This is a genomic window from Paenibacillus sp. WG02, from assembly GCF_055396115.1.
In genome coordinates, this window is record NZ_AP036016.1 from 7,581,190 (window position 1) to 7,599,589 (window position 18,400).

15 protein-coding genes, 2 pseudogenes and 1 riboswitch are annotated in these 18,400 nt (G+C 46.6%); of the genes and pseudogenes, 1 reads left to right on the plus strand and 16 read right to left on the minus strand.

The genetic code is table 11. The features are described 5' to 3' along the window. Positions 1–2: 2 nt before the first annotated feature. The 16 genes and pseudogenes from thiE to ACBP55_RS34320 form a co-directional block, all read right to left on the minus strand. Positions 3–648 (minus strand): annotated as a pseudogene (gene thiE / locus ACBP55_RS34245) (thiamine phosphate synthase). After that, the gene (gene thiD / locus ACBP55_RS34250; protein ID WP_464648129.1) at positions 645–1,511 is read right to left on the minus strand and encodes a bifunctional hydroxymethylpyrimidine kinase/phosphomethylpyrimidine kinase; all 867 of its coding nucleotides are present in this window, start codon (positions 1,509–1,511) and stop codon (positions 645–647) included. The pseudogene thiE and the gene thiD overlap by 4 nt, the downstream one beginning before the upstream one ends. Before the next feature lie 598 nt (positions 1,512–2,109). Further along, positions 2,110–2,876: pseudogene (locus ACBP55_RS34255) on the minus strand (thiazole synthase). A gap of 5 nt (positions 2,877–2,881) precedes the next feature. Further along, positions 2,882–3,085 (minus strand): sulfur carrier protein ThiS, encoded by a 204-nt coding sequence (gene thiS / locus ACBP55_RS34260; protein WP_173185701.1) that lies wholly within the window; start codon positions 3,083–3,085, stop codon positions 2,882–2,884. Then, entirely contained in the window at positions 3,069–4,313 is a 1,245-nt protein-coding gene (gene thiO / locus ACBP55_RS34265) for a glycine oxidase ThiO (RefSeq protein WP_464648131.1), read from the minus strand. The genes thiS and thiO overlap by 17 nt, the downstream gene beginning before the upstream one ends. Then, positions 4,314–4,568, minus strand: a complete 255-nt coding sequence (locus ACBP55_RS34270) for a thiamine phosphate synthase (RefSeq protein WP_464653533.1) — start codon at positions 4,566–4,568, stop codon at positions 4,314–4,316. Next, the gene (locus ACBP55_RS34275; RefSeq protein ID WP_464648133.1) at positions 4,537–4,935 is read right to left on the minus strand and encodes a beta/alpha barrel domain-containing protein; all 399 of its coding nucleotides are present in this window, start codon (positions 4,933–4,935) and stop codon (positions 4,537–4,539) included. Before ACBP55_RS34275 ends, ACBP55_RS34270 begins: the two co-directional genes overlap by 32 nt. A gap of 662 nt (positions 4,936–5,597) precedes the next feature. After that, positions 5,598–5,696, minus strand: a riboswitch (TPP riboswitch). A gap of 108 nt (positions 5,697–5,804) precedes the next feature. Further along, positions 5,805–6,905, minus strand: a complete 1,101-nt coding sequence (locus ACBP55_RS34280) for a Gfo/Idh/MocA family protein (protein ID WP_464648134.1) — start codon at positions 6,903–6,905, stop codon at positions 5,805–5,807. A 44-nt stretch (positions 6,906–6,949) separates the two neighbouring features. Beyond that, positions 6,950–7,807 carry a sugar phosphate isomerase/epimerase family protein gene (locus tag ACBP55_RS34285; protein WP_464648135.1) on the minus strand — a complete coding sequence of 286 codons (858 nt, stop codon included), beginning with the start codon at positions 7,805–7,807 and terminating at the stop codon, positions 6,950–6,952. Beyond that, complete coding sequence (locus tag ACBP55_RS34290; protein ID WP_464648136.1) at positions 7,804–9,309, minus strand: DHA2 family efflux MFS transporter permease subunit; 1,506 nt, start codon at positions 9,307–9,309, stop codon at positions 7,804–7,806. Before ACBP55_RS34290 ends, ACBP55_RS34285 begins: the two co-directional genes overlap by 4 nt. A gap of 20 nt (positions 9,310–9,329) precedes the next feature. Further along, positions 9,330–10,868 carry an ABC transporter substrate-binding protein gene (locus ACBP55_RS34295; RefSeq protein ID WP_464648137.1) on the minus strand — a complete coding sequence of 513 codons (1,539 nt, stop codon included), beginning with the start codon at positions 10,866–10,868 and terminating at the stop codon, positions 9,330–9,332. Between the two features lie 61 nt (positions 10,869–10,929). Further along, positions 10,930–11,820 carry a carbohydrate ABC transporter permease gene (locus ACBP55_RS34300; protein WP_307438450.1) on the minus strand — a complete coding sequence of 297 codons (891 nt, stop codon included), beginning with the start codon at positions 11,818–11,820 and terminating at the stop codon, positions 10,930–10,932. 16 nt (positions 11,821–11,836) lie between these two features. Beyond that, the gene (locus ACBP55_RS34305; protein WP_464653535.1) at positions 11,837–12,706 is read right to left on the minus strand and encodes an ABC transporter permease; all 870 of its coding nucleotides are present in this window, start codon (positions 12,704–12,706) and stop codon (positions 11,837–11,839) included. A 282-nt stretch (positions 12,707–12,988) separates the two neighbouring features. Continuing rightward, on the minus strand, positions 12,989–14,599 hold the full coding sequence (locus ACBP55_RS34310) for a response regulator transcription factor (protein WP_464648138.1): 1,611 nt from the start codon (positions 14,597–14,599) through the stop codon (positions 12,989–12,991). Further along, positions 14,571–16,346, minus strand: a complete 1,776-nt coding sequence (locus tag ACBP55_RS34315; protein ID WP_464648139.1) for a sensor histidine kinase — start codon at positions 16,344–16,346, stop codon at positions 14,571–14,573. The genes ACBP55_RS34310 and ACBP55_RS34315 overlap by 29 nt, the downstream gene beginning before the upstream one ends. A 37-nt stretch (positions 16,347–16,383) precedes the next feature. Continuing rightward, complete coding sequence (locus ACBP55_RS34320) at positions 16,384–17,037, minus strand: TetR/AcrR family transcriptional regulator (protein WP_464648140.1); 654 nt, start codon at positions 17,035–17,037, stop codon at positions 16,384–16,386. Between the two features lie 272 nt (positions 17,038–17,309). On the opposite strand from ACBP55_RS34320, the gene ACBP55_RS34325 reads away from it, so the two are divergent. Beyond that, entirely contained in the window at positions 17,310–18,293 is a 984-nt protein-coding gene (locus ACBP55_RS34325; RefSeq protein ID WP_464648141.1) for a bile acid:sodium symporter family protein, read from the plus strand. Positions 18,294–18,400: the final 107 nt, after the last annotated feature.

Below are 18,400 nucleotides of genomic sequence, written 5' to 3' on the forward strand. Positions count from 1 at the left end.
CTCTAATTGATGTTTCTAAGCAGCTGAGCTGCTGCTTCACGTGGTGAGTGCGCGCTTGCAATCGCGCTGACTACGGCTACGCCATCCGCCCCTGCGCGGATGACGTGGGAGGCATTCGTGGCATCGATGCCTCCGATGCCAACGAGCGGCAGCCGGATGCCGCCTGCGCGAATCCGCTGGATGACGGCAGGCCCCTGAACCTCACGCGCATCCAGCTTGGTGCGCGTGGCGTATTGGGGGCCTACGCCCAGATAGTCGGCGCCTTCGGCAAGCGCCGACCGGGCTTCCGCGAGATCGTGGGCCGAGACGCCCACGATCATGTTTTTCAGCCGCTGCCGCACGGCAGCGGCTGGGGCGTCTTCTTGGCCGATGTGAATGCCATCGGCCGCAAGCTCTAGAGCGAGCCCTTCATCATCGTTGACGATGAAGGGGATCGCGTGCTGCGCGCAGAGGCGGCGCAGCCGCGCGCCTAGCTCGAGCTTCGCCGCCCCCTGCAGGGCTCCGGCGCCCTTCTCGCGGAACTGAAACATCGTGATGCCGCCGGCAATCGCGGCCTCCAACACCGCAGCCAGGGTCAGCCCCGCCACAGTTCGGGCTGCCCATGACCAAATACAAACGCAGCGCTCTTCGCAGCTGCTCGCTATTCATCGTGAACCTCGTATGAGAACATCCTCGTTAACTAAAATGTCATCTAGATTAGCATTGCTGGCTCTAACTCCACGTTGATAAGCCCAATGGTTCGTAGGACCATGACCGCTTCCTATGTTTAACGGCTCCGCAATTGCAGCTTGGATGAACCTTTTTGCCAGTTGGATTGCTTCTTTCGTCGTTAAGCCCTGCGCAAGTCCCGAAGTGACCGCCGCAGCAAACGTGCAACCTGTACCGTGCGTATGCTTGGTAACCAAGCGTCTGGACGAGAACTCTGTGAAAGTCTTCCCGTCATACAGCAAATCAGTTGCATGCTCCGTATTCACTTCATGACCACCTTTTATCATCACGTTCTTGCAGCCATAGAGATGAATCCGCTTCGCAGCCTCTTGACGCGACTCGCTGTCCGTTATTTGCAAGCCGCTTAGCGCTTCAGCTTCAGGTATGTTCGGCGTAACCACATCGGCCAGCGGCAATAAAGAGTGAATCATCGCATCAATAGCCTCTTGCTGAAGCAAGGAGGCCCCGCCTTTGGCTATCATCACAGGGTCGACCACGACACGCTCCCACTTGTAGGTTTGTATCGCAGCCGCTACGATTCGTATAATCTCACCACTGAATAGCATCCCTGTTTTGAGTGCATCTGGAGGTAAATCCTCCCCAATAGAGGCCAATTGCTGCTCAATCGCCTCAGGACTCATCGGATAAACCCCTTGAACACCCAGCGTATTCTGCGCGGTCACCGCGGTAATGACCGACATCCCATAAACGCCCAGTTCCTGAAACGTCTTCAAGTCTGCTTGAATCCCCGCACCACCTCCGCTATCCGAGCCCGCGATCGTTAATGCTTTGTAAACAGACATCTTACTCCCCCTCTCAGACACACACTCTTGCTTTCCCGGTAACATAAACTGAGGAGACCTTTTTCGACCGCTCACCAAGGATTATCCACTTTCCCTCTCCCGAGACGTCCATTTCGACCCTCTCAGCCGCACATTCATACTCTCAACCTACTTACACCAGCTGAGAAGGCCATATTCAACCGCTCACGATGGATTATCCACTTTCCTTCTCCCGAGACGTCCATTTCAATCCTCTCAGCCTCACATTCATGCACTCAACCCACTTACACCAGCCGAGAAGGCCATATTCGACCGCTCACCATGGATTATCCACTTTCCTTCTCCCGAGACGTCCATTTCAATCCTCTCAGCCTCACATTCATGCACTCAACCCAATTACACCAGCTGAGAAGGCCATATTCGACCGCTCACCATGGATTATCTACTTTCCCTCTCCCAAGACGTCCATTTCAATCCTCTCAGCCTCACATTCATACTCTCAACCCACTTACACCAGCTGAGAAGGCCATATTCGACCGCTCACCATGGATTATCTACTTTCCCTCTACCGAGACGTCTTTTTCGGCTTTCTCAGATTCACACTTCTGCTCTTCCCCGACTAAACGCGACTAAAACCCTCCATCGGACTGCTAGCCGAGGCATACCGCTTCTTCGGAATGCGCCCCGCTTCGAATCCGGCACGTCCAGCTTCGATCGCCAATTTCATGGCGTAAGCCATTTTGATCGGATCTTTGGCACCCGACACAGCGGTGTTGAGCAGCACACCATCGGCTCCCATCTCCATTGCAAGTGCCGCGTCCGAAGGAGCGCCAATACCGGCATCGACAATTACAGGCACGGTTGCTTGCTCAATTATGAAGCTCAGGTTCAACGGATTAATGATGCCTTGACCTGTTCCGATTGGCGATGCGCCTGGCATAATGGCATGAACTCCGAGGGCTTGCAAGCGTTTGGCTAAAAGAACATCATCTGATGTGTATGGAAGCACGATGAAGCCCTCCTCTAGCAGCATTTCCGAGGCTTTCAACGTTTCACCGGGTCAGGCAGCAGCGTCATCTCGTCTCCGATAACCTCAACTTTGATCATGTCGCATAGTCCGGAAGCCTTCGCTAGTTTCGCGATACGTACAGCTTCTTCGGCTGTTTTGGCGCCTGCCGTATTCGGTAGCAAGGTGAAATTCGACACATCCAGCATCGACAAGAAATTAGGCTGACTCGCTTCAAAAATATTCATACGTCGCACCGCAAACGTCAATATCTGAGATTCACTAGCCTCAACCGCCTGCTTCTGAATATCAAAATTCGGAAATTTCCCCGTGCCTAGCAATAGTCGTGAACGAAACTCGTAAGGACCGATTTTTAACATAAGAATTATCCCCCTCCAACAAAATGAACGATTTCGATTTTATGTCCTTCGGAAAGCTCAACTTTCGCGTGATCTTCTTTTTGCAAAATGTTTTCATTATGTTCCACGACGAGCATTTTCTCACTTAATTCAAAATGCGAAAGCAGCTCTTCTATGGTTCGGATCGAATCTGGAATATCTACGCTTTGCCCATTAATGTGCAGCTTCAATGCTGTGCAGCTCCTTTCCTGTGGCTGAAAATAGCTTCCCTTCACGCCGTCCAATCCGCTTCGATTGCCCGGATAGATCAGGACTAAAAACATCGAGCAGGGATTCCAAACCCGAATTGGTCTGTGTTTCCAGCTCAAGCTCTGGCTGAAAGTTCTCCTCTCCCCCGCCCAAAATGAAATCCGCAATCACCTTACCAGTGATCGGACTAAGCAAAATCCCATTGCGGTAATGCCCGCAAGCGGCATATAAACCATCGTACGCCGGCACTTTGCCGATGTACGGCAGCCCGTCTGTCGTCTGCGGTCGCAGACCCGACCAAGCTTTCTCCCACTCGGCTTCGCCAATCGTGGACATAAGCAGCCTCGCACGATCCATCAGCTCAGCCAGCCCAGCCAGCGATACCTTGCGGTCGTAGCTGTTCGGCACTACCGTCGCGCCGACCAGCAGTCGTCCTCCGGCTTTCGGGACGATATAACACCCTGTCGTGAACAGGGTCTTCCTGAGCAGCGGCTTCGCCGTAAGGACAGAGAAGCACTCGCCCTTCACGGGATACACCGGCAGGTCAACGCTGATACCTGCCATCAGCTGTCCGCTCCACGTGCCAGCCGCCACGACGACGTGGTCGCTATATAGCGGACCATCGCTCGTCATAACACCGACGGCTCGGCCTCGCTCCGTCAGCAGCCCTTGTACCTGGGCGAATTCTTGCACCTTTGCCCCCAGTACCCGGGCTGCTTGCGCGAACGCCGCCGCCAGCAGCGGCGCCTCTACCTGCCCATCGCCGGGCAGGTATAAGGCTCCGCGCGTCGCTCCGCTCAGGGCAGGCTCGAGCTTGGCGGCAGCAGCTGCGCTCAGCCACTCCGCCTGCTCGCCCGCTGCGCATTGGAGTTTCTCCCTCGCGCGCAGCTCTTGCTCTTGAACGTCGCTGAGCGCCACGTTCAGCAATCCTTCACGGACGAGACCGATGTCGATGCCCGTGAGAGCTTTCAGTTCCTCGCTCAGCTGTGGGAACATCGCTCGGCTTTGTCGGGCCCACTGGAAAAGCGGCCCCGTATCCTCCATCTCGGATTGTGCTCCGAGCATGCCCCCTGCCGCCGCCGAGGCTTCCATGCCGAGCCTCCCGCGCTCGAGGAGCAGGACGGACTGACCTCTTTTTGCCAAGTTATAGGCGATTGAGGAGCCAATAACTCCACCGCCGATAATGATCACATCGTTCATTTGTTTCATTTATCCCACCTCCTTTCGCTCTAGCTCCTTGGCATAAGCCTTCACTGCTGCTAGCGGATCTTCCGCTTCCCATATCCCGCTCATCACAGCTATACCGGAAGCTCCCGCCTCCAAAACTGAACTTACCCGTTCAGGCCTCATGCCTCCGATCGCAATAATCGGAATTGTTACTTGGGCTGCCACACCTCTGAGTGCCCCCAACCCCCTTGGCGGAATACCCTCCTTAGAACTCGAAGCAAAAATATGACCAAACATCACATAATGCGCCCCCTCCAAGCTCTCGTTGCTTAGCTTCCTCCGCACTATGTATCGACACACCAGTCCTCTTCACTCCTTGACAGAATTCTCTTAGGGTTGAAAGCGGCGGAGTGCTGCCCTTGAGCTGTAATCCACCTAATCCCGCAGCCGTGACAATAGACGGGAAACCATTGATATATAGGCTTTTCGCCGGAATACCTGTTTCGAGCAGAAACTGCACACCTAGGAAGATCTCGTCTAATGATTTCGTCTTCTCACGTATATGAATAGCTGTGACATGAGGGTAAATCTGAGCTGCAGTCGCCGCCAACTCCGTCCAAGATAACTTGCCATTGGAAATGACATGTAGTTCATAACCTGACATATTGAGGCTCAACTCCCTTCCTGAGCATTGCTAAAAAAACACTACAAAAATGAGAAACTCCCTTATCCAGATTCATCTCGGGTTTTAAGTATGTTTTTCATCACTACGGAGACACTTTTCCCCTTCGCATACACTTTAGCGGTATAAAACATCCCTAAAATCACTAAATACTCACTCACAACCAGCAATCAGCTACTCTAACGATGAAAAACATCGCTAACCCACCAGCTAGCTCATCTATTCCGACTTTAGCGATGAAAAACATCCCTAAAATGGCTCAATACCCTCTCACAACCAGCAATCAGCTACTCTAACGATGAAAAACATCGCTAACCCACCAGCTAGCTCATCTATTCCAACTTTAGCGATGAAAAACATCCCTAAAATGGCTCAATACCCTCTCACAATCAACAATCAGCTACTCTAACGATGAAAAACATCGCTAACCCACCAGCTAGCTCATCTATTCCGGCTTTAGCGATGAAAAACATCACTACAGTGTAGGAATCCAAATAAATTTGACATTTAGGGCCCAGCCACTACTTTCTGTACCACACACGGTATGGAATGGGTTTAAATAATTTCAGACATGAAAAAAACCACTTTTCCAAAGAAAAGTGGTTGTAGGTTGCGCCGCCTAATAAACATGCAAAGATGGGGCTCCAATGATCGTTCCACTTTCCTCCGCTGGTATGACCCAGTTCAGGTTCAAAGGGTTCAGATTGCTCTGTCTCAGCCTTGCGGCGCCCCTAGGGATTCATTCGTATGCAATTGTTAAATATCATAGCACGTCATCCATCACTTGGAAATAAAAATTTTCATTGAAAATATTTACTCCTTTTTCTATACACTTGATCTATCGTCAACGATCAAAATTCAATCGTCTTCCCTGTTTTTGCCGATTCATAAATGGCCTCCAAAATCTGGGTAACAACAAAAGCTTGCTCCGGTTTAACAAGAGGCTCCGTGTCATTGAGAATACTTTCCAGCCATTGTCTGGCTTCTTTCACGCCTGGTTCTTCGGCACCTGCGTCGAAATAAGCGATGCCTCCACCTGTAGTTGCCTTAGTTTCGACCAGCTTTCCATACTTGGCGCTGTTAAATACCAGCTCACCTTTGCCCATAGCAGGGCTGCCTTTCATTTCCGCTCCGCCTTCTGTTCCGCACAGGGTAGTCATGGCTTCTCTCGTATCGGTAATATTCAGCGCCCATGCACATTCCAGGAATATCGTTGCACCATTCTCCATTTTGATAAATCCGAAAGCCGAATCTTCAACCTCGTAGCTTTTCGGATCCCATGGACCGAACATGTTGCCCTCGAATTTATCCCCTAATTTGTGGAATACCGATCCTGTTACCGATTTCGGCTTGTAGTTGTCCATGAACCAGAGAGATAAATCCAGCGCATGCGTACCAATGTCGATCAACGGTCCGCCACCCTGCTGCTCTTTGTCTGTAAAAACGCCCCAGGTTGGAACTCCGCGTCTGCGAAGGGCGTGTGCTTTGGCCATATAAATATCGCCGAACTCCCCATGGCGGCACGCATTGTACAATACTTGCGAATCGTCTCTGAATCTATTTTGATAACCAATGGTCAATTTTCTTCCTGTTTTCTTGCTTGCCTCTAGCATCTTTTTAGCTTCAATCGAATTGATCGCCATCGGCTTTTCGCACATGACATGCTTACCTGTCTCCAGAGCAGCTACCGTTATGAAGGAATGCTGCAGATTGGGAGTCAACACATGAATAACGTCAATCGACTCATCTTGCAATAATTCCCTATAGTCCAAATAAACTTTGGCCTGTTCCGTTCCAAATTCCTTTGCAGCTTTCACTGCCCGCTCTTCAACGACGTCACAGAAAGCGACCATTTCGCCTAGATGAGCAAGCTTCGCTAATGAAGGCATATGCTTTTGGTTGGCAATGCCGCCGCAGCCTATAATTCCGATTTTTAATTTAGCTGTTGACATGATCGAACACTCCCTATGATCAAATTTTTCGCCATTTAACGGCTTTATACATACTTTTGCAAAACCTTTAAATCATTCTCTATACTCGTAAATTTATCGTCGCTTATACCCTCATTTTCTATAAAGGCATATTGGATGGTGCCTATTTCTTTTATCTTGTCATAGGTGGCTTTGAAGTCTATTACGCCGGTTCCAAGATCCACAAAGTCACCTGCTTGTATGTATCCCTTCCCGCGATACAGCTGCATCATATCCAAGTCTTCATCGCCTGGCTGAAGAGCGTCAAACACGTTTAGATGGAGGACCTCTTTATTTAAATCTTTCTGATGGACGATATCGCAGCGGCTGCCTAATTTCTCAAGAACGGTCATCGGATCAAGACCAGCGCGCATAACCCAGACCAAATCCAACTCAAATTTGACATAGGACGGGTCCGTATTTTCAACTAAAATATCGTATAAGGTCGTACCTCCCCATCTTTTGAATTCATGGAAGTGATTATGAAAGTAAAATTGCAAACCGTTTTCTTTGCATTTTTTTCCGATTGCATTCAGTTGTTCTGCGGTTACCAATGTGTCTTCACGATTTTTGATCCAGGCAGACGGCAATACAATCGCTTTACAGCCAAGCTCAGCATTTTCTTGAATTAACTGATCCCAATTCTGGGCATCTTGATCCAGTCTTTCATGTGCTGCTATAGGCTTAAGTCCCAATTCTTCCAGCTTATTTTTGATGGTTTGCAAAGGGAATGAATCACTATATCGGACGCCTGTCATAAAATTGGTGGTGATTAATTCCACATTGGTATAGCCTGCTGCAGCTACCTTCTCAAAGGTGCCAAAATAGTCGTTATTTAGTGCTTGAAAGACTGAAAATAAATTTACGCCAATTGAAATGCTCATTTTAATTGCTCCTTTTGTGTTAAATTTTTCACATGCCGAAGCTTATGCTTCGCTAGCCTTTCATTCCGAGGTTTGCCTCTAAACAACGTCCATACGAGAGGAAGACCAACTAACACGATCATCGTCGCCACGATGTACACATCATTAGAGCTCATCGTGAAGGCTACCGCCTTCAACAACTTTCGCTCGGCTGCTGCAGCCCCATCTAGACCAAGCGCTTGGTTGTGAACGGTCAACCGTGATGCAATAAGTGAAGTAAACAACGCGATGGAAAAGGAACCGAAAACTTGGCGGATCCAGTTATTGACCGATGAAGCGTGACCGGACAGCTCACGTGGGATAGCCTCCATACCAACGTTGGTAAGCGGCATGATCGTTAACGAAAGTCCAATGTAGCGAATAGTTAGCCACATAACAATGTACCCGTGTGATACGTTCACATCCAGTCGTCCTATCGCTAGTGTCCCGACCGCGATCAAGAGAACCCCGGAAACGATTAGCCACTGCGGTGCTATTCTCATATACAGCTTGCCAACGAGCGGCATCACGCCTGCCATCGCAAGTGTGGCCGGAAGCAAGATCAAACCGACCTCCAGCGCGGACGCCCCTTGAATGTTCTGCAGGAACACCGGTATCAAGTAGGCGCCGGAATACAGGTTGAGCGTAATAACGGCCAGTACGGCAAGACTAACCGTATATTTCACATTGACAAATACCTTCAAATTCAAGAGCGGTTCAGGGATCATTAATTCTCTCCGAATAAAGCACCCGAGCATTAGGATGCCGAAAGCGACCAGCAACAGCGTTCTCCATGAGCTCCATCCCCATGCATGCGCTTCGCTGAAGGCTATCAGGAGGGAACCGCTGCTCAGAATTACGGTAACCAAGCCGGGCAAATCGAACGTTTTCGGTGTATTCAGTCTGTAATAAGGAATAAGCCGCCAAGCGACTGCAACAGCCACAATGCCGAATGGAATGTCCATTAGGAACAGCCATTTCCATTCGAACTTTCCGATCAGCCAGCCCGCGAGTAGAGGCCCGAACGCGGGCGAAAGCATCGTCGACAAGGTCCACATGCTGAGCGCAAACGCCTGCTTGGCTCGGGGAATCACCTGATAAAGGATCGTCATTGTGGCTGGCAAAATCATCCCGCCAAAAATACCCTGAACGATTCGAAACGCAATTAACGATTCAATATTCCATGCGAAAGCGCTAAGTCCTGAAATCATCGTGTAGCCAATAAGCGCAGCGACATAGAGATACTTCGTACTGAACTTTTCCCCAAGATACCCGGTGAGGGGAGCTACAATTCCGGTTGCCAGCAGGTAACCCGTCATCGTCCACTGCATGGTGGTCAAATCGGTATGAAATTGTGCCATCAAAACGGGGAACGCTACACTTATCGAACTCATGCCAAGTGTCGCCAGTACGGACCCGAAGAAAATCGCGATCATTACAGGCGCAAACGGTATGTTTCTCTCCTGTATCTCTGTAGGGGACATGCAGCTTCTCCTCGCAAAAACTACTTATTGGTTTTCGCCCATTCATCAAGCTGCTTTTGCTTCTCAGCTATAATTTTGTCCATGCCAGAAGCCTTCATTTTGCTAATAAATTCAGGCAAGTTTTTATCCGGATCCAGCGTACCGGTTTCCAAACCTAATTTAAATTGGTCCTTCACGCTTTGAACAGCAGCCACTTCCGTTTTAACCGGATCGACTGTGAAGCTGAAGCCGAGCGCTTTTGATTTTTTGGACGATTTATTGAAATCAGCCTGATCTTTCCAAAGACTAACTGGATCTGTTTCCCAAATGTAGGAAAGGAATTGATTGCCCCACTCCCATCCATGATTCGGGCTATAGGTAGCATTCTGCGTATCCACGCCATTCGGGAAGGCGATCAAGTCACCCTTCTTGACGTAGTGCTTTCCTTCAATGCCATAGTCAATCAAGTTGATCAACTCTTTGTCGGAGTAAAGCAAGTTGAGGAACATCATGGCTCTCTCCGGATCCTTCGAGTTTTTGGCGATACTGAACATGACGTTTGCAATCGAAGACGTAGAAGTGACAGGTGGGATAATGCGAGCTGCAACCATCGGTGTGCCTGTCAAGATGGCTTCCTTCGTTTCATAGCCAGGCTTCATATGCACTGTAAAGGAGAAAGCTTTACCGGCCTTCACAAGGTCTTCAGGGCGGATTTTGTTTGTAGCGATATCCTTAGGGATATAGCCGTCCAAATACCATCTTCTGACCATTTTCAATAGATCAGAATATTGCTTCGATTCAAACCAATTGACTACCTTTAGGTTATTATCATGGTCCGGCAGCACGCCGTTATCATCATTCAATGGGTCCATAAAGCCAGGTGCAATGGACGCGATATAGGACGTACCCCCGCCTTCCGGTACAATTGCCGCCATATTCGGCTCGTTGTCTTTGACGACCTTGAATACGGCATCCAAATCATCAAAGGTCTTGATCTTGCTTAGATCAATCTTGTATTTATCAACAATATCTTTGCGCATCAGGATACCGTAGTCGGCTGCCCAGTCGCGTACGCTAGGTATGCCATAAAGCTTACCGCTGGCCATCGTCGCTTTTTGAATCTCCGGTGTGACGACCTTGGCAATGTCCTGTCCATATTTCTTAAGCAGATCCTCTAAAGGAACAAGCTGTCCTTTTGCCGCTTGCGTACCGTAGCCGAGTGCTGTCAAAGTGACTAGCAAGTCCAAATTTTCATTGCTCGCAAGCATCAGATTGACTTGTTGCTGATATGCAGCAGGGTCAATAGGCACAAATTTAACCGTTGCATTAATTTTCTCTTTGGTCAGTTTGTTAACGGCATCCTGGACCTCCTGCAGATCTTTGTTGTTGCCGATCTTATAGTAGGCCACGGTTAATTCATAAGGCTTTAAATCCGACTTCGCCTTTCCAGATTCTCCTGACGCGCTTGGCGCCTTAGTAGCCGTAGAGCCACCACTTCCGCTGCTGCATGCCGTCAATAGAAGAGAAACGGCTATCATTCCCGCTAACGCTGTTTGGACGCTCTTTCTATTCCCTCTCATTTCGTAGCCTCCCTGTTTTATATTCCATTTATGCTAACCGGCTGATGCTGCCGAGTATAGCCTAGCCTTTGACTGCTCCAATGACGAGACCTTTGACGAAATATTTCTGGAAAAAAGGGTATGCGATCAATAGTGGTATAGTCCCAATAACCGCCATAGCCATCCGGACCGATTCCATCGGAATGTTACTGCTTGCAGCAAGTTCCGTTGTGCTGCTGCTCGCGTTGCTTGACAAAAATTGCGCGTTTAACAAAATCCGGTTTAACAAATTTTGCAAACTGAACAGCTTGCTGTCGGTCACATAGATTAATCCGTTGAACCAGTCGTTCCAATAGCCGATTGTTTGCATTAATCCGACCGTAGCCAGAATGGGAAGAGAGAGAGGAAGCACGATCTGGAAAAAGATTTTAAATTCCCCCGCCCCGTCAATGGATGCTGATTCAATAACTGGGGTTGGGATTGAAGTCATAAAAAAGGTTCGCATAATCAGCACGTAAAATCCGTTGGATAACAAACCGGGAATGATTAAGGCCAGCAGTGTGTTTTTCATATCGAACACTTGTGTATATACCAGATAGGTGGGGACTAGGCCTCCGTTAAACAGCAGTGTGAAAAACACGATAAACGAGAGGGGCTTGCGAATCAGCATATCCTTTCTAGATAATGGATAGGCGCATAGGGCAGTAATTGACAGCCCCACAAACGTACCAACTAAAGTTACCAGAATGGTTATACCGTACGCCCGAAATATGTTGGAGGAATCATTCCATAGGAATTCGTACGCCGCCAAGCTGAATTTACTCGGTAGGAAGGAATACCCTTCTGACACAATGGTCATCTCGTCGGTGAAAGAAGTGATTACGAGCAGAAAAAACGGAAGAAGACAGAGACAAACAATGCCAATAAAGAAAACATGAATGATCGCTTGGTACAGCTGGCTTTTTACTTTCAATTGGATTCCCTCCTTATTAAAACAAAGCGTTATCGCTGTTTCGCTTGCTCACCACATAATTTGAGATGAGTACGAGAATGAATCCCACAACGGATTGATATAGGCCCGCTGCCGAAGACATGCCGATGTCACCTAATCTTAGTAAAGCCCGATAGACATACGTATCGATAACGTTGGTTGTAGGAAAGAGCGCACCCGTATCAAGCGGTACTTGATAGAACAATCCGAACTCCGAGTAGAATATACGGCCGATTTGCAGCAGCGTCATTATTACGATAACCGGAGTGATTAAAGGGATTGTAATGTTCGTGATCTGCTGCCATTTACTCGCTCCGTCAATCCTGGCGGCCTCGTAATATTCAGGGTCGATTCCGATAATCGCCGCTAAATAGATGACGCATAGATATCCAACATGCTTCCAAATGTTCATAAAGGTCAAAATATAAGGCCAATATTTGGCTTCGCTATACCATGAGATTGGGTCCATTCCAAGATTAGGAAGGATTTGTTTATTAATGTAACCGGTTTCTCCGCTTAGCATGGCAAGCACCAGATAGCCGACAATAACCATGGAAATCAAATAGGGAATGAGAATGACGCTTTGGTAAAACCGGGCAAATAATTTCTTCTTCACTTCATTCAGCAAAATAGCTACGCCGACGGCGATGATCAAATTTATGATAATAAATGCTGTATTATATAGAATCGTATTTCGAGTAATCAGCATAGCGTCGGAGGTTTTGAACAGGTACTCGAAATTTTTAAATCCAACCCAATCGCTGGCCCAAATTCCTTTCGTGAAGTTGACGTCTTTGAAAGCAATGATCAAGCCAAACATCGGCAAATAGTTGTTGATGATCAGATAAATGATTTCGGGTATGACCATCACGAACAGTGGAGCATACCTCCATAATTTTCTTAGTTTTTTTCTGGTTATTGATTTCGTTGCCGTTATTCCAGCAGCTGGCGTGGTCGCTGAATTTGCCCTTGTTGTCGTTGTCTCCATATCGTTCCTCCCTCGTCCGTTATACTCTCATCATATATAACCGCTGCTTCGCACTCTACCTGTTTCCCGACTTCCTGTTATCGCATTTCCGACTTCTTTTTGAGCAAAAAAAGACCGAACCCGAGAAGGGTACGATCTCATGTATCTAGACAAATTTATAGTTTACGCTTCATACAATTTGCGGTAATCCTGTGGATTGATGGCCGTCGCTTTCTTGAACATTTTTGAGAAATGAGAAAAATTATTGTAACCTACCGAAGCGGCGATGCTGCCAATCGGAAGCTCTGTCTTCACCAGCATCTCTTTGGCCAATTCTACCCGCTCCTGAAGCACATAATCAGAAATCGTCAAGCCGGTTTCTTTCTTGAAAATTCTTGTCAGGTAGTCCGGATTCATATTCACATGGCTGGCGATATCCTCCCGTGAAACATCTTCGTTGATGTGCTGAGCGATATATTGCTTCGCTTTTTCCACAACTGTTTGGCTTACATCCACTGTGTTAATTCGATCAGCAGCTTCTTCGATCATCGTGATTATCCATTGCCTAAGATCAGCTATGGAACGGGATACGGATGATGCCTGCATAGACAGAAGCTCTTCCGAAAAAACCTGATGCGCCCTCAGGCCCTTATAATGCAATACGTGATGAATCATCTGGAGAAAGTCCTCATAAAATCCGCGCAGCAATTTGGCATCGAGACTCTCCATTTGCTTCATCGCATCCAAACTTTGATCGATTTCTTTGAGCAGTTTCCCTTTGCATCCACATTTGAGCAATTCCGCCCATCCGTTCATTTTGGGGACTGGAAATGTATCGTAGCAGCTGCATCGTTGTTCACTTAAGAAGAAAATTTTATTCGTTTGTGTAACATTGCGGGATTCCATCGTGACTAAGGATTCGAACATCTCCAGCATTCCCTCCGTATATACGGGAGAACCGATATAACAGCAAAGATCACAGAAAAAGTAATGATTACATGCATCGATATAACCCTGTAATTCGTTGGTTAATTTCTTCTTATCGATCTTGCTGCCCGGGTCGACCGAGAGGATGGCCAGTAACCCTCCGCTTTTGATCTGAACAATTTGACCGTTGGACTCTTTCCATACAGCCAATTCCTCCAAAGAGTTGCGCAAGGCGTATTCCATTATTTTTTCTTCACGAAGCGTCAGTTTTTTATGCCAACGCTGAACACTGATCCATATCGGCATAAATAAGGATGTATCGCTATAAGGTATATTTTGCTTCGCCATAATTTCTTTGATTTGAACCTTATTCGAAGGGATCGACCTATGTATTAAATCCTGCCAAAAGCGCTCAACAACCATGGGTTGGTACGATTCCCATAACTGATAGTAATGTTTATAGGTCTCATTAAATTGGATTAATCCTCTTTTCTTTTCCAATTGTTCGATGGCTTTTCGAACGGCTTTCTCCAATTCCGGAAAACGGACAGGTTTGAGCATATAATCCAGACTTCCCAATTGAATCGCTTTTTGCGCGAATTCGAAATCAGCATGACAGGTTAAGAAGAGAGACTCGGTATCCGGAGAGTGTTCTTTGACCCAAGATAACAATTGAAAGCCGTCACCTTCCGGCATTTCAATGTCGCATAGCAGAATATCAATTTTTTGGGTCAAAAAGATTTCCTTCGCCTGCCGTATGTTAAAAGCTTCATGAACCCTTGAAAATCCAAGTTGGTCCCACTCTACCCCAGCTTTTATCCCTCGTACGGCATGAATTTCATCGTCCACGACCAGCAATTGAAGCATAGCCTTCTCCACCTTTCTTCTCATGAAATGGGATGAGAATTTCAATCACTGCGCCATGGCCTGCACCATTTGAAAACGTGATTTGGGCGTGATCTTGATATAGGAGGCGCAATCGGCGCTGCACATTCCATATCCCGATATGATGACCTTCTCCGTTACCGATATCCATTTCCATCTGCAGCCGAGTTAAAACGTCTTCGGGAAATCCTTTACCTGTATCCTCAACTCGTATTTTAATTTTCTTATTTGATGTGGCTTCAATGGTGATACCAATATGAATCTGTTTATCCATGCTAACTGCGTGTTTGATCGCATTTTCCACAAAGGTCTGAATAACAAGCGGAGGAACCACTACGTCCATCAGGTTGTCCGGGACAGATAGATCATAAGTCAAATTTTTGGGAAACCGCATCTCCTGGATACGAAAATAATTAAGAGTATGCTGGACCTCATCCCTCAAAGCGACGAATGCCATGTTGCTCCGAAACATAAAGCGGAAATATTCTACCAGACATAGAACCATTTCCTGAATCAATGCGAAGTCTTTCACCTGCGCCAAATTATAAATAATGTTCAACGAATTCATAAAAAAGTGCGGATTAATTTGAAGCTGTAAATGCTTGAGCTCGGCCTTCTGATGATTTAACTGCTCTTCCAAAACATTAATTTTCAATTCCTGTATTTGCGATATCATGCGATTGAAGGATTGGTTCATCTTGTCGAATTCAATGACAGAAGGGCTGTATGTGATGCGGACGTCCAAATTCCCGTCTTCGATTCTCCTCATGGCCATCATGATCCGATTTATCGGAATCAAGATGATTTTTCTTAAAAGAAATAAAACGAAAGGAAGCAGAATAAGTGATCCCATCAAAATGAACGATACCATTCGGCGAAGGAGTGGAAGATTCTCTAGAATGATGCTGTCTGGTATGACAGCGATTAAGCTGAAACGGCCTTTCGCGGATTTTTCGCCAACGACTAAGAATTTTTCATTATTTCCAGTGAGTTTATAATCCGTTCCAACATCGTTCAAATTAATGTGATTGTCTTGTACAAAAGCTTGGTTAGACATGGCCTCGAACAGGTCCGTAACCAGCAGCGCCCTACCGTTGTTTCCCAAATCGACCAGATTCAACGGCACCATTAATTTACTCGCATCCGCCCATGCCCCAATATAGACATTCCCATATTTGATCACACGGGTTAAAAAGTATTGATCTCCGAGTTTTAGCATGAACCATTCTTTCAAGCTTGTCTGATTTGAACCATCTCGTTGGTCCTGAAAAATGGTCTTAATGCTATTTTCAACGGCTACCTGTCTGGTGTAAGAGACTTGATCACTCATAACTGTCAATAAATCTTGATTCGGTTCCGAGTAAACAAAGAACATATCCATTGATTTATAATTAGGGAGATCTTTTAACAACTTATTATTTAATTGAATTTTCGTAAAAGAGTACCGATCGGCATTTTGATCTCGCTGCGCATCAAGTACAAGCAGTCCCATGTCTTGCGCAGCGAAGTTGAATAAATATTTGTCAACCTCATCCAAATTACGGTCGATCTGTCCCATATATAAGCTGATTAAATTTTTATTCGATTGAGCCACTTGATTTCGAACAACTTTGATGGCATACAAATTGTTATAGATCATGAAAATCACGATGGGTATGACAATAATCAATAACCCAAATATCAACTTAAAGCGCAGTGTCTTGAACAGAGGCAAAGTATGAATTTGCATGATTGAATAGACTTCCCCTCTCATGAAAGCTTGATGATCAGATCGAAGACGCTTCGGGTTTCAGATAGGCCATGATCATGTTAATTAGCTGCCGCATCATCTCATCTGGATCGATCTCTTGTTCGGCACGAAGGATGTTTCCCCTTGAAGCCATCCGCTGCGTCATGCTCATCATCGTGTTTGCAATCATGGCTGAAGTTTTGGCGGGATGCAGATCAGGGCGGATCGAGCCATCTTGAATGCCTTCCTTAATAAGCTGAAAAGGCGATGGAAAGATATTTTTGATGAAAATTCTGTACTTTTCCTCCAGTTCAAGGGTTGGATACTTTTCTCGGTAATAGTGATCAAACAGTCCAATAAAGCGCAAATGGCTAGGCCTAGTCTGAGTAAAATCCTGCCATGCCAATAACAAGTTCTGCATTTTCTCATCGGCTCGTTCACCAATTATGTGAGAATCGACAAATCTAAATAAATCATCTAACACCTTCATCTGAACCTCAAACGCCAGCTCATCAATCGAGTTATAATATTTGTAAAGCGTGACACGGCTGATCCCCAATTGACGTCCGATGTCTTTCATCGTTACACCTGGCAAATCTTTTTCCAAAAAAAGCTCCTGAGCAGCCAGAATAATGTCCTGCCGCCGTTTATTTCTTTGCTCCTCCAATTCCAGTTCCCAAATGCTTTTCATATATAAACACTCCTCGATACAGAAACTACCCTTACAAATGACCTATTTACACAGTGTAAACACCTTGAGTGCACTCCCATTATATCCAATAACTGAATTTGTTGCAAACGTTTTCATTATTTCTAATCACTCTTTTAACCATTTCTCCAGAGGCATAAAAAGCTCGACTAAATTTCATCCATAATGATGTGGGGCTAGTCACTACCCCTTCCAACTCATATAATAGGGAGACAAAGCTGCCTAAGAAGTTTAAAGGAAGGATGTTCACCTAAATGCTGTCTCAATTGAATCGTCAATTAGAAAAAATCTTGCCGCTAATCACACCAGTCAGCGTTCTCATCGGTGTTTTGCTAGGCAGTCATTTATCCGGTTTCACCCAATTATCCCCTTGGTTGTTTGCCTTTATGACCTTCGCTGGCAGCATAAGCTCCAGCTTCAAAGAATTCGTCAAAGTAGTTGTTCAGCCTCTTCCACTCATCATCACATTGTTGATTCTACATGTCGCGATGCCGCTGATTGCGATGGGTCTCGGGCATGTCGTATATAGCCATGAGCCCATGACGATAACTGGCCTCATATTAGCAGCAGCCATTCCTACTGGCATTACAAGCTTCGTCTGGGTAGCCATTTATCGCGGGAATATCGTGCTCACGTTATCGATTATCCTTATGGACACCATTCTTTCACCCTTTGTCGTTCCCTACACGCTATCTGCGTTAATTGGCACCAAAGTACAGATGAACTCCTTCGCCATGATGAAAGGTCTATTCCTGATGATCGTTCTACCCTCTATCCTTGGCATGCTGCTCAATCAATGGACACGCGGTAAAATTAAGGAACAATGGAGTGGGCGTCTAGGTCCTTTTTCGAAAATAACCATGGGAGTCGTTGTCGCGATCAACAGCTCCGTGATTGCCCCTTATTTACGTGATTTTAACGCTAAACTACTAGGCTTAGCTGGATTTGTACTCTTCATAGCCTCACTTGGATACATTCTTGGATGGCTGATCGCTAAGCTTATGCGTTGGGATCAGGACGTCGTCGTAGCACTTACGTTTAACAGTGGGATGCGTAATATTAGTGCTGGCGCGGTACTCGCAGTTGCCTACTTCCCGCCTCTGGTGACTGTCCCCGTTGTACTAGGAATGCTGTTCCAGCAATCGCTGGCCTCCCTTTTCGGCTATCTGTTGAACAGACGCTACGCTTTGAAAAGTGATATTCCCAGTTTAACGGTCAAAAGTGTGAAACAAGTTTAGTTTAGAAGCTGCTGCCCGAGCAGCTTCTTCTTTTGTTCTGCTAGCTGATGTTTTCGCTCTCTCCGTCGAAACATTCAAAACATATTAACGTGTTATCGTCTAACACT